At 61.1% G+C, this 19349-nt stretch carries 35 protein-coding genes; 28 read left to right on the forward strand and 7 right to left on the reverse strand.

Features of this window, described 5'->3' with window-relative positions; translation table 11 throughout:
• Positions 1-30 precede the first annotated feature (30 nt).
• The 12 genes from N5B55_RS04860 to N5B55_RS04915 all read left to right on the forward strand — a co-directional run bounded on the left by N5B55_RS04860 (position 31) and on the right by N5B55_RS04915 (position 6530).
• Entirely contained in the window at positions 31-606 is a 576-nt protein-coding gene (locus N5B55_RS04860; protein ID WP_304539321.1) for a 3'-5' exonuclease, read from the forward strand.
• Entirely contained in the window at positions 603-806 is a 204-nt protein-coding gene (locus N5B55_RS04865) for a hypothetical protein (RefSeq protein WP_304539322.1), read from the forward strand. Before N5B55_RS04860 ends, N5B55_RS04865 begins: the two co-directional genes overlap by 4 nt.
• A complete protein-coding gene (locus N5B55_RS04870) occupies positions 803-1369 on the forward strand; it encodes a hypothetical protein (RefSeq protein WP_304539323.1) in 567 nt (188 codons plus the stop codon). Before N5B55_RS04865 ends, N5B55_RS04870 begins: the two co-directional genes overlap by 4 nt.
• Positions 1369-1635, forward strand: coding sequence for a hypothetical protein (locus N5B55_RS04875; RefSeq protein ID WP_304539324.1), 267 nt, complete (start codon positions 1369-1371; stop codon positions 1633-1635). The genes N5B55_RS04870 and N5B55_RS04875 overlap by 1 nt, the downstream gene beginning before the upstream one ends.
• On the forward strand, positions 1632-2072 hold the full coding sequence (locus N5B55_RS04880) for a hypothetical protein (protein WP_304539325.1): 441 nt from the start codon (positions 1632-1634) through the stop codon (positions 2070-2072). Before N5B55_RS04875 ends, N5B55_RS04880 begins: the two co-directional genes overlap by 4 nt.
• Before the next feature lie 32 nt (positions 2073-2104).
• A complete protein-coding gene (locus tag N5B55_RS04885) occupies positions 2105-2719 on the forward strand; it encodes a hypothetical protein (protein ID WP_304539326.1) in 615 nt (204 codons plus the stop codon).
• The gene (locus N5B55_RS04890; RefSeq protein ID WP_304539327.1) at positions 2716-2997 is read left to right on the forward strand and encodes a hypothetical protein; all 282 of its coding nucleotides are present in this window, start codon (positions 2716-2718) and stop codon (positions 2995-2997) included. Before N5B55_RS04885 ends, N5B55_RS04890 begins: the two co-directional genes overlap by 4 nt.
• 630 nt (positions 2998-3627) lie before the next feature.
• Complete coding sequence (locus N5B55_RS04895) at positions 3628-4257, forward strand: hypothetical protein (protein WP_304539328.1); 630 nt, start codon at positions 3628-3630, stop codon at positions 4255-4257.
• A 73-nt stretch (positions 4258-4330) separates the two neighbouring features.
• Positions 4331-4732 carry a DUF6573 family protein gene (locus N5B55_RS04900; protein WP_304539329.1) on the forward strand — a complete coding sequence of 134 codons (402 nt, stop codon included), beginning with the start codon at positions 4331-4333 and terminating at the stop codon, positions 4730-4732.
• 1 nt (position 4733) lies between these two features.
• Positions 4734-4988, forward strand: a complete 255-nt coding sequence (locus tag N5B55_RS04905) for a hypothetical protein (RefSeq protein WP_304539330.1) — start codon at positions 4734-4736, stop codon at positions 4986-4988.
• Positions 4985-5449, forward strand: a complete 465-nt coding sequence (locus N5B55_RS04910; protein ID WP_304539331.1) for a hypothetical protein — start codon at positions 4985-4987, stop codon at positions 5447-5449. Before N5B55_RS04905 ends, N5B55_RS04910 begins: the two co-directional genes overlap by 4 nt.
• Positions 5450-5558: 109 nt before the next feature.
• The gene (locus N5B55_RS04915; RefSeq protein ID WP_304539332.1) at positions 5559-6530 is read left to right on the forward strand and encodes a hypothetical protein; all 972 of its coding nucleotides are present in this window, start codon (positions 5559-5561) and stop codon (positions 6528-6530) included.
• Between the two features lie 46 nt (positions 6531-6576).
• Here N5B55_RS04915 and N5B55_RS04920 read toward each other — a convergent pair whose 3' ends face one another.
• Positions 6577-6861 (reverse strand): hypothetical protein, encoded by a 285-nt coding sequence (locus tag N5B55_RS04920; RefSeq protein WP_304539333.1) that lies wholly within the window; start codon positions 6859-6861, stop codon positions 6577-6579.
• Between the two features lie 336 nt (positions 6862-7197).
• On the opposite strand from N5B55_RS04920, the gene N5B55_RS04925 reads away from it, so the two are divergent.
• Entirely contained in the window at positions 7198-8133 is a 936-nt protein-coding gene (locus N5B55_RS04925) for a hypothetical protein (protein WP_304539334.1), read from the forward strand.
• A gap of 84 nt (positions 8134-8217) precedes the next feature.
• Positions 8218-8547: a hypothetical protein gene (locus tag N5B55_RS04930; RefSeq protein WP_304539335.1), complete on the forward strand. Its 330-nt coding sequence runs from the start codon at positions 8218-8220 to the stop codon at positions 8545-8547.
• Positions 8548-8928: 381 nt separating this feature from the next.
• Here the strand turns inward: N5B55_RS04930 and N5B55_RS04935 are convergent, their stop codons facing one another.
• Positions 8929-9387, reverse strand: a complete 459-nt coding sequence (locus tag N5B55_RS04935) for a winged helix-turn-helix transcriptional regulator (RefSeq protein ID WP_304539336.1) — start codon at positions 9385-9387, stop codon at positions 8929-8931.
• Positions 9388-9430: 43 nt separating this feature from the next.
• On the opposite strand from N5B55_RS04935, the gene N5B55_RS04940 reads away from it, so the two are divergent.
• The 6 genes from N5B55_RS04940 (at position 9431) to N5B55_RS04965 (ending at position 11588) form a co-directional block, all read left to right on the forward strand.
• Complete coding sequence (locus N5B55_RS04940; protein ID WP_304539337.1) at positions 9431-9619, forward strand: hypothetical protein; 189 nt, start codon at positions 9431-9433, stop codon at positions 9617-9619.
• An 89-nt stretch (positions 9620-9708) separates the two neighbouring features.
• Entirely contained in the window at positions 9709-9915 is a 207-nt protein-coding gene (locus N5B55_RS04945; RefSeq protein WP_304539338.1) for a hypothetical protein, read from the forward strand.
• The gene (locus N5B55_RS04950) at positions 9912-10328 is read left to right on the forward strand and encodes a hypothetical protein (protein WP_304539339.1); all 417 of its coding nucleotides are present in this window, start codon (positions 9912-9914) and stop codon (positions 10326-10328) included. The genes N5B55_RS04945 and N5B55_RS04950 overlap by 4 nt, the downstream gene beginning before the upstream one ends.
• A 24-nt stretch (positions 10329-10352) precedes the next feature.
• Entirely contained in the window at positions 10353-10694 is a 342-nt protein-coding gene (locus N5B55_RS04955; protein ID WP_304539340.1) for a hypothetical protein, read from the forward strand.
• 254 nt (positions 10695-10948) lie between these two features.
• Entirely contained in the window at positions 10949-11200 is a 252-nt protein-coding gene (locus tag N5B55_RS04960) for an AbrB/MazE/SpoVT family DNA-binding domain-containing protein (RefSeq protein WP_304539341.1), read from the forward strand.
• Positions 11201-11225: 25 nt separating this feature from the next.
• Positions 11226-11588: a type II toxin-antitoxin system PemK/MazF family toxin gene (locus N5B55_RS04965; RefSeq protein ID WP_304539342.1), complete on the forward strand. Its 363-nt coding sequence runs from the start codon at positions 11226-11228 to the stop codon at positions 11586-11588.
• 286 nt (positions 11589-11874) lie between these two features.
• Here the strand turns inward: N5B55_RS04965 and N5B55_RS04970 are convergent, their stop codons facing one another.
• Positions 11875-12477 (reverse strand): DUF4145 domain-containing protein, encoded by a 603-nt coding sequence (locus N5B55_RS04970; protein WP_304539343.1) that lies wholly within the window; start codon positions 12475-12477, stop codon positions 11875-11877.
• Between the two features lie 900 nt (positions 12478-13377).
• Between N5B55_RS04970 and N5B55_RS04975 the strand changes: the two genes are divergently transcribed.
• The 8 genes from N5B55_RS04975 to N5B55_RS05010 all read left to right on the forward strand — a co-directional run bounded on the left by N5B55_RS04975 (position 13378) and on the right by N5B55_RS05010 (position 16660).
• Positions 13378-13503, forward strand: coding sequence for a hypothetical protein (locus N5B55_RS04975; protein ID WP_304539344.1), 126 nt, complete (start codon positions 13378-13380; stop codon positions 13501-13503).
• Between the two features lie 10 nt (positions 13504-13513).
• A complete protein-coding gene (locus N5B55_RS04980; RefSeq protein ID WP_304539345.1) occupies positions 13514-13657 on the forward strand; it encodes a hypothetical protein in 144 nt (47 codons plus the stop codon).
• A gap of 11 nt (positions 13658-13668) precedes the next feature.
• Positions 13669-13842 (forward strand): hypothetical protein, encoded by a 174-nt coding sequence (locus N5B55_RS04985; RefSeq protein WP_304539346.1) that lies wholly within the window; start codon positions 13669-13671, stop codon positions 13840-13842.
• A 1-nt stretch (position 13843) separates the two neighbouring features.
• Positions 13844-14011: a hypothetical protein gene (locus tag N5B55_RS04990; protein WP_304539347.1), complete on the forward strand. Its 168-nt coding sequence runs from the start codon at positions 13844-13846 to the stop codon at positions 14009-14011.
• Between the two features lie 323 nt (positions 14012-14334).
• Positions 14335-14580 (forward strand): hypothetical protein, encoded by a 246-nt coding sequence (locus tag N5B55_RS04995; protein WP_304539348.1) that lies wholly within the window; start codon positions 14335-14337, stop codon positions 14578-14580.
• A 469-nt stretch (positions 14581-15049) separates the two neighbouring features.
• Positions 15050-15652 carry a hypothetical protein gene (locus tag N5B55_RS05000; RefSeq protein WP_304539349.1) on the forward strand — a complete coding sequence of 201 codons (603 nt, stop codon included), beginning with the start codon at positions 15050-15052 and terminating at the stop codon, positions 15650-15652.
• A 283-nt stretch (positions 15653-15935) separates the two neighbouring features.
• Positions 15936-16136, forward strand: coding sequence for a hypothetical protein (locus N5B55_RS05005; protein ID WP_304539350.1), 201 nt, complete (start codon positions 15936-15938; stop codon positions 16134-16136).
• 80 nt (positions 16137-16216) lie between these two features.
• A complete protein-coding gene (locus N5B55_RS05010) occupies positions 16217-16660 on the forward strand; it encodes a hypothetical protein (RefSeq protein ID WP_304539351.1) in 444 nt (147 codons plus the stop codon).
• Positions 16661-16662: 2 nt separating this feature from the next.
• Here the strand turns inward: N5B55_RS05010 and N5B55_RS05015 are convergent, their stop codons facing one another.
• The 4 genes from N5B55_RS05015 to N5B55_RS05030 all read right to left on the reverse strand — a co-directional run bounded on the left by N5B55_RS05015 (position 16663) and on the right by N5B55_RS05030 (position 19302).
• On the reverse strand, positions 16663-16944 hold the full coding sequence (locus N5B55_RS05015) for a hypothetical protein (RefSeq protein WP_304539352.1): 282 nt from the start codon (positions 16942-16944) through the stop codon (positions 16663-16665).
• A gap of 85 nt (positions 16945-17029) precedes the next feature.
• Positions 17030-17431, reverse strand: a complete 402-nt coding sequence (locus tag N5B55_RS05020) for a hypothetical protein (RefSeq protein WP_304539353.1) — start codon at positions 17429-17431, stop codon at positions 17030-17032.
• Between the two features lie 68 nt (positions 17432-17499).
• Positions 17500-17679 carry a hypothetical protein gene (locus tag N5B55_RS05025; RefSeq protein WP_304539354.1) on the reverse strand — a complete coding sequence of 60 codons (180 nt, stop codon included), beginning with the start codon at positions 17677-17679 and terminating at the stop codon, positions 17500-17502.
• A 63-nt stretch (positions 17680-17742) separates the two neighbouring features.
• Positions 17743-19302, reverse strand: coding sequence for a DEAD/DEAH box helicase (locus N5B55_RS05030; protein ID WP_304539355.1), 1560 nt, complete (start codon positions 19300-19302; stop codon positions 17743-17745).
• Positions 19303-19349 lie beyond the last annotated feature (47 nt).

Raw genomic sequence — 19349 nt, forward strand, 5'->3', positions numbered from 1 at the left:
AGTAAGACGTTAGGAAAGGAGAATGCTCAAGTGAGCCTCATCATCACCGGCCTCGACACCGAAACGACCGGACTGGAACAAGCGGACGGCCACCGCATCATCGAAATTGCGCTCCTCGAGTATGACTTCCACAGCCGCAAGCTCGTGGACAAGTTCGTGCAGCGCATCGACCCGGAGCGGTCCATCTCCGCCGGCAGCCAGGCGGTTCACGGCATCGCCTACGAAGAGCTTGTGGGCTGCCCCAAATGGGAAGACGTGGCGCCCGAAGTGTTTGCGCGCATGCAGCGCTCGGACCTGGTGGTGGCGCACAACATGGGGTTCGATGGCCCGTTCGTGGGCGGCGAACTGCTGCGCGTCGGCATTGGTCTGCCCGAGATTGAGCCCTTCTGCACGATGGAGAACGCGCGCTGGGCGTGCCCCGATGGCAAGTTCCCCAAGCTGATGGAGCTGTGCTTCGCCCTGGGCATCGACTACGACCCTGCCGCTGCCCACGCCGCCGAATACGACGTGGATCGGATGATGCAGTGCTTCTTCGCGGGCCTGGAGCGCGGCTTCTACCAACTGCCGGCGGACGTGCAGGGGAAGCTGTTGAAGGCGGCCGCATGACCACGATCGACGACGCAGCGCGATTGGAGCACCTGCTCGCCACCGCTTCCATTCAGGTCGAAGGGCCTGATGGCATGGGCTACGAATCGGTGACGATCCAGACCGTCATTGTCCTGAAGGACGCCAGGCTCTACCGCAAGCGCAGCCAAGACGCCCAGGTGCGCGCGGCCATTGACCATCAAATCGCGGAGCGCAAATGACAGCCACTGTCACCAAATCGACGATGGAGACCTACGACATTCGCAAGGGTGGAGAGTGGGCCACGTTCTGCGTGCGCAGGTGGGCGGACGAGCAACCGGGGCGCTTTGGCGGCGAGATCCTCATCCACTCGTCGTTCGGCAATTACTCGAACAGTTGGAGCGCCTGCGGCGTCGACTTCCGCCAGTTCCTCATCAACACCAACTACCACTACTTCATGGACAAGGTGCTCCCGAACGAGCACGAGGAATACGACCATGAGGCGACCGTGGCCGCCTTGAAAAAGGCCGTCATCGAGGGTCTGCGCAAGACGAAGGAGTTCGACAAGGAACAGGCGCGGGCGATCTTTGAAGCCATCAAGGATTTGCCCCACTGCACCACGACCGATCAGTTCGTCCACGAGGCGCTGAACAGCCACGAAATCGCCCAAATGACATGCAGCGAGCCCTGGCACTACGCGACGATGCGCGAGAAGCCGGGCCCCGTTTGGTTCTGGAGGGAGCTGTGGCCGGTGTTCGTCGCCGAGTTGCGGAAGGAGTTGGACGCAGAGAAGGCGGTGGCGTAATGGCGACGATCAAGGAACTGCCCATCCGCATCGAGGCGCAGGCAACGATGACACTGAGCGACGCGGAGATGCGCGCCCTGGCCGCCCTGACGGCTTACGGCACGGATTCGTTCCTCAAGTGGTTCTACAAGGACTTGGGCGAGAGCTGCCTGAAGCCGCACGAGGCAGGTCTGCGCTCGCTGTTCAAGACCATTGACACCCAGATGCCACCCATCCTGGATCGCGTCGACAGATCGCGCAGAGCGCTCGAGGAGAAGAAAGCATGAGCTACCAATGTCCACACTGCGGCTCCGATGGCCGCATCCAGGTGCAGGCCGTCATCAGCGCGCCGGCCGAGCTGGCGCATCAGTTCTCCAAGCAGAACCTGCGCCGCAAGGACGTTCATCTGATGGGCGTCCTGTGGGAAACGATGGACTTCATCTGCGGCAACGAGAAGTGCGGTCGCGTGACGGACGGCTATGGCAACTACGTGACTGGCTTGAAGAAGCGTGTCGCAGAGCTGGAGGCGCTGATTGCCCAGGGACCAACGATGACGGACGCCATGCGCTCCTTCATTGAGGGCATGTCCGTATCGGTGGACGTAAGCACTGGCGAGGCCGATGCCGGTCATCGCTACTTCGGCACCGTCACGGAGGTAATGGACGACGAAACGGACAAGCATGGCGTGACCCTGCTGGTGCAGGACGCAAAGCCCAACTTCTAGCAAAGCGAACCCATTTCTGCGAGGGACAACCGATGGACAATTCGACGAAAGAGTGCCGCAGCAGCTACTGCGAGTGTGAGCCCGGTAAGTGCGGCAGCGGCCGTGTCGACAAGCGGGCAGAGGCGGCGGCCGAGCTGGTGGACAACTTCAGGGGCGACACGTCGAACCTGATCCGCAGCATCGAAGCGTTGATCTGCCTGAACGACGAAGGCGCGCTGGTGCCGCACGGTATCGGAGGTCTGGCGCGCAGCCTGCTGTCTGCTGCCGCTGTGCGACTTGGCGCGGGCAACGTGGTGGATCTGATCGACGCGGAGTTCCAGAAGTGCGGTGCTCCAGAAGCTGACCCACGTGCTTATGACGTCCTGTGTGAGGCGCTGAACTGCACCCTGGGGAAGCACGGCTTTCAGATTGTGGCCGCAGACGACGTGTCTGAAGCCACAGCTCCCGCTGGATGGCCGGCGGCCTGGTTGGAAGAAGGGTGGAACGGCTGCATGAATACTGCCGCGCGGGCGCTACGCTTCCTCGCCGACCATGCACGTCCGACCGGTGGCGCGCAGACTTTCAACGCCGAACACCTCATGCAGATCGCGGACGAGTTGGAGATAACCAAGCGCGCCTTGCTGGTTGGCAAGAAGGAGTCTGTATGAAGCTCAACCTGAACGATCGTGCGACCGTCCGACTGACTGCCTACGGCGCCGGCATCTACAACAATCACATGGGGTCAAATCTGCCAGGCGCATATCGCCCGCCCGCAATCAAGGCCGGAGCCACGCTGCGGCTGTCCCTTTGGGAGCTGATGCAAATCTTTGGCGCGAGCATCTACATGGGCGGCGCCATCCCGTTTGAGGACAACGCCATCGACCTGAGCGAACCGCTTTCTGCGGACGGGTCACGCGGAGTTACGCCGCCCACAAGCCTCAGCTAGAATCCGGTCCACATCCAAGCTGGGGCATCAGTGGGGGCGAGATGGGCCTTTTCTTTGGCATTGCGTTGACGGGCGTCGTTCTCGTGGGCGTTTGGCGCCTGCTGCGAAGGACGAGCGAACGCCAGAGCTTCTTGACGCAGTTTCGTGCGCGGCCACTGTGGAGCCTTTACTTGCTGACGTGGGTGGTATCGCTCCTGGGATTTTTCTGGGGCCTTGTGTTCAACGTCACGCTCTATTTCGACACGCCGTTTGGACGCATCAGTTTTCTGACGATGTGTGGAGCCCTTGCCCTGATCGGCCTCGTTGTCAGCGAGGTATGGACGCCCAAGAACAACTCGCGGAGTTAGAGCGTGTAAAATCGCTCCACCTTTCATGTGTGAGCAATCACCCATGTTCAGCCCCTCTGCCCAACGGTTGAGGGGCTTTTTCTTTTGCACACGTTGACCGCTGCGATAGCGGTGGAGACCCGTCAGCACGCGCTCTAGCGCAGCCAGATCAGAGCGCGCAAGCACTGACGTGCACTCAACTTAGTGGCACTTTTCACGCGGTGGAGATAAGTCAATGCTGACTATAATATCCAGCGTCTGCGCATCAGAATTGATGCATCGAAACACACAAGAAAGGGGCCTTATGGGATTCCGCATTCTGCATCTGAACGATCCGACTGTCCGCCAACTGCGCAAAGACACGCCGCTGCGGAACAAGCCGCTCATCGGGCGCGGCATGTTCGGCGCTGCATTCGACAACGGGGACACCATCCTCAAACTCACGGTGGATGAAGCGGCCTACATGCTGGCTACCGACTGGGTGGTGCGACCAGACGGCGAGCACTTCGCCAAGACCGTCCACAACTATGGGTGGATGGGCGAGCACAGCGGCGGCTACTCCATCTACCTCTACGAGGTCGAGAAGCTGGCCAAGCTCGAAGCCGGCAGCGAGCAGAGAAAGCTGGCGCGTCAGTTGGTGTCGCAGGTCGGCGGCAGCGTAAGGAACAGCTGGCACCGCGCCCGCGCCGCGCAGGAGGCGCTCGACCTTCACGCCAAAGACAAGACGCTGCCGGAGTCCATCCGCGACACGCTGCTGCGCCTCTCGGCGTTCCTCGACAACGTGGGAGAGCACTGCGGCTTGGACCTGCACCTGGGCAACTTCATGGTCAGGCCGAGCAGCGGCACGCTGATCTTCAACGATCCGGTGTGCGACTACCGCACCTGGAACCGCCGCATTCAGCTGAACAAGCGCCGCGCCAAGTTCGGCTTCTGAGCGGTTCCCACCCACACCCCTTCGACGGGTTCAGACAATCAACGCACGACAAGCAAACAGCGAGGTGCCACACATGGAAGAAACGCAACCGATCTACCGCTACACCCGAGCGCAAGCCATCGCCGACGGCGTGCTTATCGACGTGACGGCGGAAGCCAAGAATCTGGGGTTCGTGTTCCCGGTCGCCATCACGGAGGCTGCCTACGGCGCGGCGGTCTTGTGGACGGCAGAGGACATGGCGCGCAAGCCTGGCCAGGGCCAGAGCACCACCGGCCGCCTGCATGACGTGCTGTTCATGCTCCACCACGCGATCATCACCGCGCAGGTCACGGACACCCTGATGTTCTATGTCCTGGTGATCCCGCGCGACCAGTCCCACCAGACCGACCCGGTGCGCATGAAGCTCAAGGCTGTGGTTGGCCCAGGCGACAACGGCGAGGGCGTCATCACCATCATGCTGCCGGACGAGGACTGACATGCTGACACCGGAAGAACTCAAGGAAGTCGCCGATCTGCACCAGCAGATGCTCAAGACCAAGCGCTCGGCATGGGGGCCGATCTTCGACCGACTGGACAAGATCCTGATGCCGGTCCTGAAGGCGGCGCAGACGGCCACGCAGGAGCAGATCGAGGCGTGGATCGCCTCTCTGCCGCTGGGCTTTTATCGCGCCGAACTGCGCGTGATCGCGATCCACCGTTTCAGTAAGAAGGAAGAGGAGCAAGCAGCATGAGCAGAACGATGATTGGCTACTTCGACAAGGAGGGTAGCCCCATTTCCCCAGGGGATTGGGCGAAGCTGACCAACGATCCTGAATACGTGTTGGTTCGCCAATACGACAATGGCCAGGTGCGCGCCACCGTGACGTGGGAAGGGAAGGTAATCAACCCGCACAACACGCTGCCTGACTACTACCCGGTCATGCGCCTGTCGGTGAGCAATTACGGCAGCGACGGCAGCCGCCGGCCGGACCCGGTGGAGGATGGCAAGACGTTCCCCAACGAGACCGCCGCTGTGGCCGCCTATGAGGAGTTCCTCGAGCGCTGGACGGCCAGCCATCGGGTTGAAGATGGACAGACCGGCGAGTCCGAGTTTGTGGAGGTGGACAACGACCTCGCACCGCCCCCGCCGCCCGACAAAGACGCGCCCATGTCCAGCGTGCCGGACGATGATGACGGCATCGGCGCCTGGTAGTCAGAGCGCGCTTACAAGAGCCGGCCAAGTGCCGGCTTTTTAACGCCCGCGTCGCAATAATTGGATGCGTCCGCAGCGATGTGCCTGCGTTCATTTTGCGAGGCCAATCATGACCGTTACAGCGGCGCTTCCGCGTCCAACAATCGCCATCGTCAATCACGACGATCTACCTACCGGCGGCACCAAACTCAGCAGCAAGCGGCTGCCCGCCGACCTCGAAATCATCCTCATGCGCCCGAGCGAGTGGGCCGCCGTTCCCTGCATCGACGTGCAGCGCGACACGGCCAGGCACGCGGCCAGGATCGAGCCCCACATGCGCCAATTCCTGAGCCCACACCGGGAAGTGCAGGCCGCCAGGCTGCCAGACGGCTCGTTGGTCAAGCTCAATGGCCACAGCCGCGACCTGCTGTGGCAGGAGGGGCGCATCCCAGTGCCTGACACCCTCCTGGTGACGGTGCATGTGGTGGCCGATATGGAGCAGGCCCGCCGGCTGTATTGGGCCTACGACAATGCCACGGCGGTCGAGACGCCCACGGACAAGGTGTTCGGCGCATGCCGGCGGCTCGGCATGGAGTTCACGTCGTCCTACTGCAAGGAGATGCGATTCAGCGCCGCGCTGGCCGCCATTTCGCCCAAGCACCTCAAGGAGAAGGACCAGCGCATCGAGTATTGGCAGGAGGAACTCAAGGCGCTCGACAGCCTCGGGGTGAGCCGCGCCACCTTCATCAACCCAGTCACGTCGATCTTCCTCGTGACCATGCGCAAGTATGGCGACGCTGCCTTGGTGTTCTGGATGACGTTCTCGGAGCGGGGCGGCGTGAAGGACGAGGCCGGCTACGACGCCATCGAGGGCCTGGGCGCGTGGCTCGATGCGCGGAAGAAGGACGGGTGGGGCAACGGCACGAGCCAGAAGCAGATCCGCAACGTGGTGCTGGGCGCCTTCATGGCCTGGCACAAGAACAACGGCGTGCGCTTCGTGAACCCAAAGGCGCTGGAGAAGCGCGCCTTGGAGCTGACCCGGTTCGTCAAGCTGAACGTCTTCACCCAGGCGCGGGATACGGCAGCGGAGCCAGATCAGTAAGTCGGAAGTGAGCCGCGTGGCAGTCGCGCGGCTCAATCAAGGCTTGTTACTTGTTCGGCGTTGCGAAGGGGGTAAGTTCGCGCAGGCGTCTCAGGTAGACGCGGGTGAGTTGGAAGCTATTTTGGCCAGACAACCCCGCCCCGAACACCGCGTCCTCGACGCGGTATAGCGTGACCACCTTTTCGGTGGCGCCGCCCCGTGGAACGTCCTGCGACAAAATGTAGTCCTTGCCGGCTTCAATACCCTGCAAAGGCTCATTGGTTGTCGCCCAGCTAAGTGCCATCGGGTCGCCATCTGGGTTTCGCTCGAAAAACTCATAGTGGTAAAGCATGCTTCCTCCGTAAAAAGCCGCAGGAAGCCTATCTGATAATCAGCCGATTATCCAGCCGCCTTTCACCCCTTCCTGGCGGGGTGTGCTATTCGCGCGCACGCAGTCTGATCTAGTCGTTCAGTATCGCCATCCCAACCACGTCTCCAGCCGCCCTACGGCTATCTCCTGGCGTGCGTCTCTAATATTCACTCATCGACTGACGCAACGCAGAAACAGCGCAGCGATACGGTGAAAAAGGTCTCCAGCAAACTCGATTGAGACTCCATAAGCCGGTTCTTAAAGTTGAAACTGTCGACGCAATAACGCAGAGACAGACACACATGAAAGGTGAACATAATGGCAAAGCGCAACAGCAAGACCACGACCGCCCAACTGAACATGGCAATGGGCGAAAACCTGGGCGCAGTGGTGGACGGCGCGATCATCGACGAGAACGCGGTCCTCAATTCACTGCTCGCGGAAGTGTCCGGAGAGCCGGCTGCCCCGGTCGAAGCGGCCGACGAGATCGTGGAGGGCGACGACGGCACGCCCGCCATCACTGAAAGCGAAATCGAGGCCGCTGTTGCGACCGCCGAGCAAGCGCCGGAAGTCGAAGCGAGCGACGCCGCTCCGGTCGTGGACCCGACCACCGTCCCCGAAGAGGATCTGGAAGCCGCGCTGATCGGCATCGAGATCCAGGAAGCCACGCAGGCAGCCTACGCCGAAGCGGGTGAGGCAGCGGACGCGGCAGCCAGCGAAGCCGACAAGCCCAAGACCGACGCGACGGCCGCTGCCGACACGAGCACCACGCCGAAGAAGGAAAAGGTCCGTCACGGCCCGCCGCTCACCAAGTCGCAGAAGGTGGTGGCCAAGCTGGGCGAGCGCGCGTCGGAGTTCTTGCTGCTGGAGATCGGCGACGCCTCGCTGGACGAAGAAGCGCTCAAGCTGCGCCAGGAAGAAGTGCTGGCCGAAGTGGACGGCCTCGCCAAGAAGGTCGCCGAGAAGGCCACGATGCTCTTCGGTTGGCTCAAGAGCGGGGGCAAGCTCAACGAGGTGATGCTGCGGACCTTCAAGGTGCTGATCGAGGATGGCGAAATCACGTCGGGCGTGAAGGGCAACCTCCAATCGAACCTGCTGGCCAAGCCGTATAGCGCGGGCACCGCCGCGAGCCAGGCGAACCAGATGTTCATGCTGCTGCCGGCGCTCAAGGTCACGAAGAAGGAGAAGGGCCGCATGGTCGCCAATCCCGATTCGCTGATCTTGGCGAAGGCGAAGGCAGAACTGGGCCTGTAATGGGCGAGGGGAGGGGCAAGCCCTCCCCGATACGCAAGCCGCTTGGTTTGCCAGGCGGCTTACGCATCGACACCGGAGATCATCGTGGACTTTTCCAAGCTCAATTCGCTATCAACCGACACGCTGCGCGCCATGAACTCGCACATCGTTGGCCTGATTCGCCAGCGGCAGGCGATGGAACAGATGCAGGCAGGCTCGAAGCTGCGCATCGGCGGCAAGGCCGCTTTCACGCACAGTAGGACCGGCGCGCGTCACACCATCATGATCGACAAGATCAACACCAAGACGGTCGTTGGCAGGGAGCTGAACCCCGACGGGTCCACGCGCATGACGTGGAAGGTAAGCCCGACGTTGCTCACCCTTGTGGAAGATCGGCCCAAGACAACCGGCGCAGGGGTTGGCGCCTCCTGGTAGGAAAACTTTCAACCTCGCAGTGTGTGTGTTTTCAAGGAGCTGACGCCCCGTCCTGCTCCTTCTTTTTGTGCGCCGCGACGCCTTGGCCGCGCGGGACTCCCGCCCTTGAGAAAGGTTGGTGTGACACGAACGAATCGCGCTTGATGCTCGACTACGTGCGAGCACGAAAAGCGCTGGCCTGCGCGTTCTCGCTTGTGGCCAATGAGCGACGCATTTTTGCTTGCTAAACACAGTCAGCAATGACTATACTGCGTGCCCTTGGAAATACGGTTCTTGCCAATGGGCGCTTGCGTTGGTGCGCTAAGTCCCCGCTGAACACCCTGCTGCTCGCTGCGATCATTTTTGCTTCGCATTGACACGCGAAAGCGCGGCGATGGCCGTCTAGTCGGTGCGCGAAACAGGGCGGATAGCCATGTCGCCGGGTGCCGTCAGGTTGCCGTCCTCGTCGACCAGTGCGGCGCGCACCTTCAGGCCGGTCACGGTGCTGCGCACTTCGGCAGGGCCGGTCCCGGTCTCGGTCAGGTGTGTATCGCCCCACTGCATGAGCCCAATCAGCACGGGCAGGAGATCCACAGCGGCGCGGGTGGGCCGGTATTCAAACCGCTCGCGGTCGCCAGGCTCCTGGTAGGGCACACGGCGCAGCAGGCCGGCGTTCACCAATGCCTTGAGGCGATCGGAGAGCACGGCCGTCGAGCAGTGCAGCCGCGCCTGGAATTCGTCGAAGCGGCGCACGCCCGAGAACACGTCGCGCAGGACGAGCAAGGTCCATTTCTCGCCCACCAGTTTCAGGGTGGCGGCAATGGAGCAGTTTTCGAGGTTGACGGGTGGCACTTGGGACATGGTTTCCCAAAGATAGCACCCTGACTTTCATTGATAAAGGCACATGAACAGAGCAGCACTCAGGGAACTGGCCACCGCCATCGTGCGGATGCAGCAGGACATGCGAAAGGGTGGCGGCATCAAGCCCAAGAAGCCCCGCACACCGATCCCGCCGGTCGTGCGCCAGCGTGACCGCAAGAACGACTTTCGCAGGAAGCCGAAGCACTCGAAAGACGGCTTTGGCGATCTGTAAGGGCACGTGCCGGCCTACCGCTATCGCCTGGGGCGGGTCAGCACAATACACATATCGAAACAACGCGCAGACAGCGCAGCGAGCCCAAGATGATTACCGAACAGCGCAAGTCCGAACTGCAACAAAAGGGCTTCTCCGTCGAGGATATGGAGAAGGTCTGGGGTCCGGGTTGGTGGTCAGGGCAGTTTCGCTGGGTGCGCAAAGAGTGCGACGACTTCCAGGATGGCGACACCTCCGACAGCGAGGACGCGGCCTGGGTCGAAGCTGACCGCTACGCAACGGAGCTTTGCCTGTGAGCACAACAACCCAACAAGCCAGCACTGTGGAAGTGCTGCATACCCTCCTGAAGGCCGCACGCGGTGTCCTTGAAAGCTGGGACAGTGGCGATCTGGCCAATGCTGTGACCCAGCTTGGCGTGAGCGTCGAGGAGGCTGATTCCCACCTCGACGCGCTGGGCGGCATGGAGTGGCACTTCCCCTACGACACGCCCATCGCGGCAGTCCTCGCCTCTGCGACGGCCAACGGTCTGCGCAAAGAAGCGCTGGAGCGGCTCGCCTTCGTCATGAGCACGCGCAGCGACAAGGACGGCGTGGTGGACGAGATCCTGACCGACTTCTACGAGTCCTTCGATATCAAGGTCAAACAGCGCTCACTTGACGGACTGTGGGGCTGGGCCCGTGAGGTCACGCCGACAGCCGCCACCAACTGAATTCCAACCACCAGGAGAACACCCATGCAGACCCAACACGTCGCCGACTTCATCGACAACCTGAACGCCCTTCAAGCCAACGTGCGTGAACTGCGCCGCATGGCCCAGGCCACCGGAGCGCTCGGGCTGACCGGCATGTCCGACAAGATCGGCAGCATCTGCGCGTCCATCGAGGCCGTCGAAGGCAGCATGCGCTCCCACGCCGCGAAGCAAGCCGCCGACGCACTGCCGGCCATCATCGACACGCTGTCGGCTGCCACCGTGATGGCCGCACAGCAACCGGTGCAGCAACAGCAGGGCGGCCTGCCGGATATCGCAGTGATGGCCGTCTTCACCGATTTGGGGGCGCACGCAAGTCAGCACTGACTATAATCAGGGCGTAAAGCTGATTGTCTCCAATCCTCCAAACGCCAGGGCACCCTCCCTGGCTTTTTTTTGCCTGTTGCGAAAATGTATCTACGATGTAGACACGCCTGCCGCGTGTGTCTACACTGTATCTACCGCTCCTTGATGATTGAATAAGGTATTGATTAATAAATGGACGTGCGTCTGGCGTGCCTGACGCGCACCTTTCACGCCGACGTTTTGGCGGCGCGATAGGGGAGATTAGGAGAAAGGTAATGATCGACTTGACCGTGAAGCGGTGGGGCAACAGCCTCGCCCTTCGAATCCCAACCGCGCTGGCGGACGCGGCACACATTGCGGAGGAATCCGTGCTGAGTGCCGACATCCGAGACGGCCTGCTGATCCTGGAAAGGAAGCCCACGTTTTCTCTCGCAGGATTGGTAGCCGAACTGGAAGCTGGAGCCAAGCTGGAGCCCCTGGTCGATTGGGGCAAGCCGGTAGGTTCCGAATTTGGCTCGGATGATTGACCGCCGGCTTTTTGTCCGGTGAATAATGCAAACAACACAGCGATATCCGAAGGAAGGGGAAGTGTGGTGGATTCCTCTGGACCCAACGCTTGGCCATGAGCAGAACGGGCGCCGCCCGGTGGTCGTGGTCTCGCCAGGGGCGTTCAACCGAGTTTCAGGGCGCATCATCGCCGTGCCCTGCACCACGAAAGCGGCGCCGGCAGGCAGCGCACGAGCACAGCTCCAAGTGCCCATTGCGAACATGCCCCAACCGACGTTTGCACTGCCCGACCAAGTGCGGGCATTGGACTGGGTAGCACGCAACGCAGAGTTCAAAAATCAGGGCGCAACGATGGCAGAACTAGAGGCCATTCGAGAGCGCTTGAAGGCCCTGCAAGGCATCACCTGACCCAGCAAAATCGACCGCTAAAGCGCCTGAAAAGGCGCTTTTTCTTTGGCTGCTACCTTATCACGGCCTAAGCCATTGATTCTAAAGAGAAAAGTGCCTTGGCCGAGCCTTGCGGCACTCTTATAGAACCCTGCTGCAACTCGCACCCCGAGGGCGTGAAAAGCAACAGCGCGCAGAGTGACCGCAGAGACGCACGCAGCGACCCACGAGAACGCGCGCTGCTGCGTTCCAATCGGTCGGTTGACCGTCTGACACGTCTAAAGCGCTGAAGCGATTACAGCGCGTTTTATCGAATCTGTTTTAGAGACTGCGCGGCCTTCTCACGCAACCTCTCGGCCTCGAAGTCGGCAAGGTCAGGCTTGGCCGGCTCCGCCTTCCCCACCAGACGACCACGCGCCACACGGGCAGGCAACTCGAACCACAGTTCAGCAATCGCCTCGGCGAACTTCAGGCAGCGCTGGGCTTCCTCCTTGGTCGGCTCTTCCGCCGTCTCATCAGCGTGACGCTCAAAGTTGGAGCTGTCACGAATCTCGTGCGCCCAGGCTTTCATGTCGTCGGTAATCATGTGCTGCTCGGCAGCCTGCTCGATCCGCGTGAACAACGAACCGTCCTTCAGCCCCTTGGCCTTGAGCATGAAGTCGACCGCAGCCGCTGAAGAGACAATGCTCGGAGAAGGATTGGCCAACGTGTCACGAGCATCCTTCAGCCGCGCACGCGCACGCGCAGGAATGTCCGAAGAGTAAGTGGACCGCAGCTCAGGCCAGACAGCGACGATGTTCAGCCACCGGTCGGTCAGGATCGTCGTCGGCAACTTGCAGGACTTGCACTCAAGCACGTAGACCAGCCGATCGTCGGCAGGCCCGTTCTCGTTCTTGTAGACCACAGTCATGTGAGGCACAGCAATCCGGCAATGAGGACAACGCTCGAGGTCAAAGGCGGCCATAACGATTGGAAGGGATGAACAGAAACGACGTGAAGGATACGACAGCAGACAGGCCGGTGTGCGTAGGAATAGAAGACAGAGGGGAACGCGCGGAAGGCGTAGAGGTGGTTGGGGAGTGTGTGGGGAGGGAGGTGACTGGTGTGGGAACGACTGGTGGGGCGGGAAAGTAATACGCTGACGAAAAGCCAACGCGCGCCAGGAAACCTTACACATTGCCGATTGACAACAACAGTCACCACTGACTATAGTTGCGCTCAAATGGTTGCCTGCAAGCAGTAAGACGTTTTCGGCGCTTGAGTGCAGGGAGTCGCTTCTTTTCCTGGGGGCTTGTTCTTGCCTGTCGGGTTGTCATACGCGGAGATGCCTCCGGTGTGGCCCTACGGTGGAATGGCTTCCCTACCTCTCACTACCAGGCTGCAAAAGGCTGTGGGGGGTAGGGGGGCTTATTCTTCCACTAGGGTTCCTCATCGGAGGGCAGTCAAAAACAAAACCCCTTTGTGTCTGTTCATTGTAGAGACCAAGGACCAATGCTCGCGGCGTGCGGCATACGGGTGCGAAGCCAGACAGGCGAGTCCAGCCAGAGCCCAAGGCCGCTGCCCTATAAGAGCATGGCCGAGCCCTATAAGAACCCAAGGCCGTCCCTATAAGCATGCCCTATAAGTTCGCAGGCCGCGTGGCCTTCTTCCTAGGAGAAAAACAGCTTCCCACCCTCACTCCTGGTCCCGTTTGTGAAGCTGAGTGCTTCCCTACAAACGAGCGGGAGGACACATGCCGGTTCCCACCACAACGCCTGGTATGGCTTGTGAAACTGCGTCTATCGAAACAACACGACGCGGGAGCAAGCAAATGGATCGGTTCGGTATTACGCACGAGGGCTGCAACGTTCTTTACAAGGGTCGCGTGATCGAGACGTGCATGAGCGAGGTTGAAGCCATCATGCGACGCGACGAGATCATCAACGTCTACATGTGAGGAGCCGGTGATGAGCGTGCAGACCGTTCAGATGTATCGCAACAAACTGCGTCGCATGGGGCAATGGGCCGGCGTGCGACACCTGCGCAATCAAGGCGTCGCCTTCGAGGACGCTTACTTCATCTTGTTTGACCGGGCGCCGCGCCTGGTGTGAGGAGAGCCGCAATGGCAATGGAACAACTGATCGAGCGCATGAAAGCGCATGGCTTCCGCGAGGAGGGCGACCTGATTCGGCACGACGGGCCGCTGGTGCCGGACTATCCGTCCTGGACCGCCGCCATCCTGGGCTGCATCGACGTGGCAGCCGAAGACATTCTGCCGCTGGAAGAGGAGAACTGACATGGAAATGACTATCACGCTGCTGGCCTACCTGCTCGCCGGCTGTGCCATCGCTGCGGTGGCCTGGGGCATCGCCAAGACGGTGGACGGCGCGCTGTGGGTGCAGGACAAGCTGACGCGGATGTGGCTGCGCCGCATGCCGGCCCGTCTGCGTGCCTTGAATAGGTAGTCAATGCTGACTCTAAGCGGCCACACCAGGCCGCCTGGGTCTACCAGCACGCGGCCACGGCCATGCGCAGGCCAGGCCAAGGAGATGCCCACCCAGAGCCCAACGCGCGGGTGCGAATCACACCACGGAGCTGCCTCGGGCTCGCCAAGGGCGAGTGCCACGGGTGGACCTTTCTAGCGCAGCACGCAGGGACAGATAGCGCCCCTGCACACGTTCCAACCACGTTCCCATGATGCCGCTGACGCACTCCAACGCGGGTTGCGCATACTGCACATGTAGTCAGCACTGACTGATTTTCTAACAACGACATTGAGAGGACAGCAATGCACCGATTCCCCAAAGCCAAAGCCATCGAACCGACCATCGAGCGCGCAGCCTACGACGCTGACGACGCACCGGACCTGCAAGACGATCAGGAGCGTGAGCCGCTGCCCAATCGCATGTATCAGGGCATGAGTGACCGCACGCTGGCCGCTTACCTGGAAGACATGCAGGAGCGTGCGGAGATCGAGCAACTGCGCCGCACGATTCGCACCAATGGCAAGCTGACCGCCACCGACCTCTACTGAGCGCGGGCCTGGTATGTCTGTCGCCTGTTTGCTGCGCCTTGAGTGCGCGCAGCAAGGCAGTGCAGGGCTGCCATGCGTGTGGCGGGCGCCTTGGAGACGCGCCTTGGGCTCGCCAGCGTGCTGCCGGTGTGCAGTGCCTGGGTCAGCGCATACGGCGGGCAAGCTGATTGGAGCGTCCGAGGGATACGGCGGGCAAGCCAGATTGGGGAAAGTCAGGCGGTTGCCTGCCCGTCTCCTTGGCCAGACGTAGGGGGATGCCTGCGTGCCGCCTGTGTGCGCCTGCCTGCACGCGAGTAGCACACCCCACCCCTCCCTACAAGCGAAACGCCATGATCCTCGCCGATACAACGCTGTTGCTTAAAAAACATTTTGCTTAAAAAAGCGCTTGCATGTCCCGATGGTGTCTGTAGAATTGTCTCTGTTGCGAGTGCAACAACACACAAACAAACACACACGAAAGGTAAACATCATGACGAACGCAAAGCGCGCAGTTAAGGCAGAAACGATTCAAGCAAACATTGTGAAGGCCCTGCAATCGCGCATTGACGCAGCGCCGAACGCTAACCAAGCCGACAACCTGACCGCAGAACGCAAGTTCTTTGAAGGGTCTAGCGCGCTTGCAATGATCGAAAAATGCAAAGCACTAGAGATTGACTTTCAAGCGCTCGCACGCAAGTTTGAGATTGCAGACAAGTCGAATGCTGATTTTGTCGCAGTCTATGCGCTGCAAAAGATTCGCAAAGCGCTGTTCGCACTTGCGCTGAACTCGCGTGCGTCTTTCGACAAATACAGCAATTCGATTATTCAAAACCTTTGCGAATTGCAAGACTTGAATACAAAGCACACGCGCATGTCCATCTGCAACGCAATCGAATTTGATGAACTTGAGCAAGTGCGCGCGATCAAGCGTTATCACAATTGCAGCGAATCGACTGCAAGCACGCAATCTAGCAGCACGCGCATGATGCTTAACTATCTGAATATCTGCGCTGTTGCGAAGGGTCGCAAAAACGACGTTATGAGCTTTGCTGACACGCTCGCAGCAAAGCAAGTGCAAGCAATGTTTGCATAATCGCAACAGTCAACGCTGACTGTTGACAAGCGCGACAGTCAGCGATTGAACAGGGGTTCAGCGACCGGTCAGACCGAGACCGATGTCCTAGAACTCCTGCGCGCCCGCCTATACCCAGCCTTCCTCGTTCCGGTCCCCGAAATGCGCTTCCTTATAGAGCCAGGGGCGGGAAAAGTGACCTTCCTTATACAGGGCGTCTTACCTGCGCCACAGCCGGCATGTGACAGGTTGCCTACGCCAGTGCCGACGCCTACAGTCGGCAGCCCACAGATCAGGAGGGGAAGTGATGGCAGTCGAAATAACCAAGAGCCAGCTCGAGATGCTGGCCATCGCCGTGTTCAGCGAGCGCAATCGCATCGAAGCGAAACTGGGCACCGACCGTGCAATCGTCGACAGCGAATGGCTGGAGCTGGACGAGATTCGAGGGATTTTGCACTCCGCCATCGAGGAAGGAGGCAAGCGATACGAGATTCGAAAAAAGTAGGGTATGTCCGATAGCCCAATCCTTATACAATCCCCGCGCCGGCCGCTGCGCGGCCTATAAGAACGGGGAACAATATGGGCATGAGGACTTGGACGGGGTTGAATCTGGTGGCGCTACTGACAGGGTGTGGGAGCGTCCCGCCAGCGCAAGACCCCGATTATCTGAAAGCCGAAGCGATGATGGCCAAGCAGCGTGAGGAAGCCGTCATCACGTGCGTGGGGAAGGCCCAGTGCGACAAGGCGTGGGCACTGACGCGCGTCTACGTGTCGGAGCGCTCCGCGACCAAGGTGCAGCTCTCCACCGACACCCTTATCGAGACCTACGGGCCCGTGGACCGCGTGACCGTGAGCCTGCGCGCCGTGCGCACGCCTGGGCGAGGGGATACGCAGACCATCGAGATTGGAGCGAACTGCCGAGGCATGTATGCGCCTGGCGGTGGGCCGGGTTCCTTCTACATTCCCTGCATCAAGCAGGTCGTGCCGCACATCGTGCAGTTCCGGCCGTTCATCCAGGCGCGTCTGTAGGCTCAGGCGGGCTTGGCCAGCTTTTCCAGATAGGCGAGCTGCTCAGGGGAGAGGCTCTTGAACTGCTCCAGCAGCTTGGCCTGTTTGCCGCGACTCGATTCCTTGGCCTGGCGGCGTGCCTCGAAGTGCGTGCGGAAGTCCTCGACGTTGGCGTTGAGCGCCAGCACTTCCATGACCGCGCCTTGGCTGATCTTGAACTGTTTTGCGATTTCCCCGATCCGCGTTGCCGCTTCCTTGTTCACCACGACGGTGTGACGCGGGTTCTCGTTCTTCTCTTCTGCCATCGAGCATTTTCCTCAAGTTTTATGCACACATGTGCGTTTGCTTGAGAATTATAGTGCTTGAGAAGTTGCGTCCCCTGGCCGCCTCTCAAACGCCGGCCTCAACGAGCGCGTTCTCGATCTGTTCCTCGGTCGGTGGGCTCGCTTCGGCGTGCCCTGGCGCAGGCAGACCCATCTCACCTGGCGTAGGAAAGCGCACCACCCACGTCTGCGCGTAGTCGGCAAGCGTGTCGATGCCTTCCACCCGCCGTTCATAGCCGGACAGCAGCATCATTGAGTCTCGTGCCCACACCAGCTGGGCGTCGAAAAGCACCCACTGCTTACCCTCGGCGTCCTCGACCTGGCTAAGTTCGGCCACCCGTGTGGTCCGTTGGTTGATGTTGTCGCGTTTGTCGGTCAGGGAGAAGATGCCGCGTGCGTTTCCCATCGCCCGCATCCACTTCTGCTTCATCACGCCCTTGATCTTGAGCGGCGTCACATGCACTTTCATGGCTGCACCAATACTGTATGGATATCCAGTATAGCGCCCAAAAGAAAGCCCGCCGAAGCGGGCTGTTGCTACGCGGTGAATCCGATGCGGGGCGACTCTTCGGGCGGCGGCTCGGGCTGCACCAGAAGCCCGTAGGGCATGTCGCGCAGCGCCAGCAGACCGGCCAGGCAGAGCGGGTTGTGGGTCACGAAGGTCAGGATGACGGTCGCCGCCAGAATGGCGAGGTTCAGGAGCAGGGCGTGGGTCATGGGGCCTCGAAGGTAAGTCGGAACTTACATCATACGCACGCCCACGCGGCTGCTCTATAAGGCTCAGGCGGCCTTCTTCAGCAGGCCCAGACCCTCGAAATCGAAGTCTGCGCCGGCGGCCAGGATGTTCTCAGCGAAACCAGGCGTGCCCTCGATGATGGCGCGGCGCTGCTGCGCGTGCGCCTTCAGGTGGCCGTTGTAGGCGTCCTCGTAGTCGACCACCAGGCAGATGTTGGGGCCAACCTTCTTCGCACGCAGACCACGACCAATACGCTGGCGCAGCGACACTTCCGCCTTGCCGCCGCCGGCGAGGATAACCATGCCCACCGCCGGCACGTCCACGCCCACGTCGAGGATGGTCGTGCCGATCAGCACGTCGAGGTCGCCCTTGGCCAAGCGTGCGAGTGCGGCCTTGCGCTCCTTCTGGTCGTTCTCGCCCCGAATGAACGCGGCACGCACGCCGGCGGCCTTGAGCGTGGCTACCAGTTTCTCCCCATGCTTGGTCTGCTGCACGAGGATCATGACCGACATGCCCAGCTTCGCGCCGCGCACGGCCTCATAGACGATCGAGGCGTTACGCTCGGCCCCGTCGACGATGCCCAGTCGGTAGGCCGCCTGCCAGGCGGTGCCGCGATAGAGCTTCGGCGGCTGCTGCGTGAGCTGGACGATCTTGAAGTAGGGCTTGGCCAGGATGCCGCGCTCGATGAGCATCTGCTCGCTCACCTTGATGCCGATCGGGCCGAACGCGGCCATCAGGCGCATGTTCGATTCCTCGTCGTCCTTCATGAAGGGCGTCGCGGTCAGCGCCAGGCGGTAGTGGGCGTTTTTGCAGTGCTGGAGGATCTCGTAGTAGCTGTTGCCGCCCGCCTCGTGCGCCTCTTCACCGATCACCAGCTCGAACTTGGAGAGCAGGTCGATCGTCTGCTGCCGGCGGCGGGCCTGCGCATTCTGCTTGTCCACGTCATCGTCCGGGTCGGGCAGCGCGAGACGCGCAACCAAGGTCTGAACCATGCCCACGCAGACCTTCTTGACCGCTTGGCGCTCGTTACCGTGCGCGTCGACGATCGTGTGACCGAACTGACCGTCACCGAGCACCGACACCGAGATGCCCATGTCGCGCTCGATGGCGTCCTTCATCTGATACATGAGGATCGAGCGGGTGGTCAGGAACAGGGTGGGGCGGCCGATGCGGGCGATGGCCAGCTTGGCGACCTTGGACTTGCCGGCGCCAGTGGCAAGGCGAGCGATGATCTGCCCGTGGCGCAGCAGCCGCGCGATCGTATCCGGCTGATAGTCGTAGCGCGGATCGTCGGGGAAGTCGTCAACCTTGGGGTTTTCCGGCCCGAGCGGCTCCGGCAGCGGACGACGCACCGTGTTCACCGTGAAGCCCTTGCGGCGCAGCGCGGCGGCCACGAACTGCGTGAAGCCGGCGGGGAAGGTGCTCTTGCGGAAGTCGTAGAAGGACGAACGGCCATCCCAGCCGCCCGACTTGAACGCCATAGTGTTCTCTGCGCCGTCGACGCGGTAGGAGAGCACGCGCTGCACCTCCAGGGCAACCGAGCGCGAGGGCTTGTGCAGCTTGGCGATGACCGCGTTGCTGGCGATGGTTACGACTTCACTCATTGGCCTTGCCATCCTATCTTTGGAGGAGTAAAGTATAAGTCAATATT

It is taken from the genome of Ralstonia pickettii (assembly GCF_030582395.1).
Lineage (GTDB): Bacteria > Pseudomonadota > Gammaproteobacteria > Burkholderiales > Burkholderiaceae > Ralstonia > Ralstonia pickettii_D.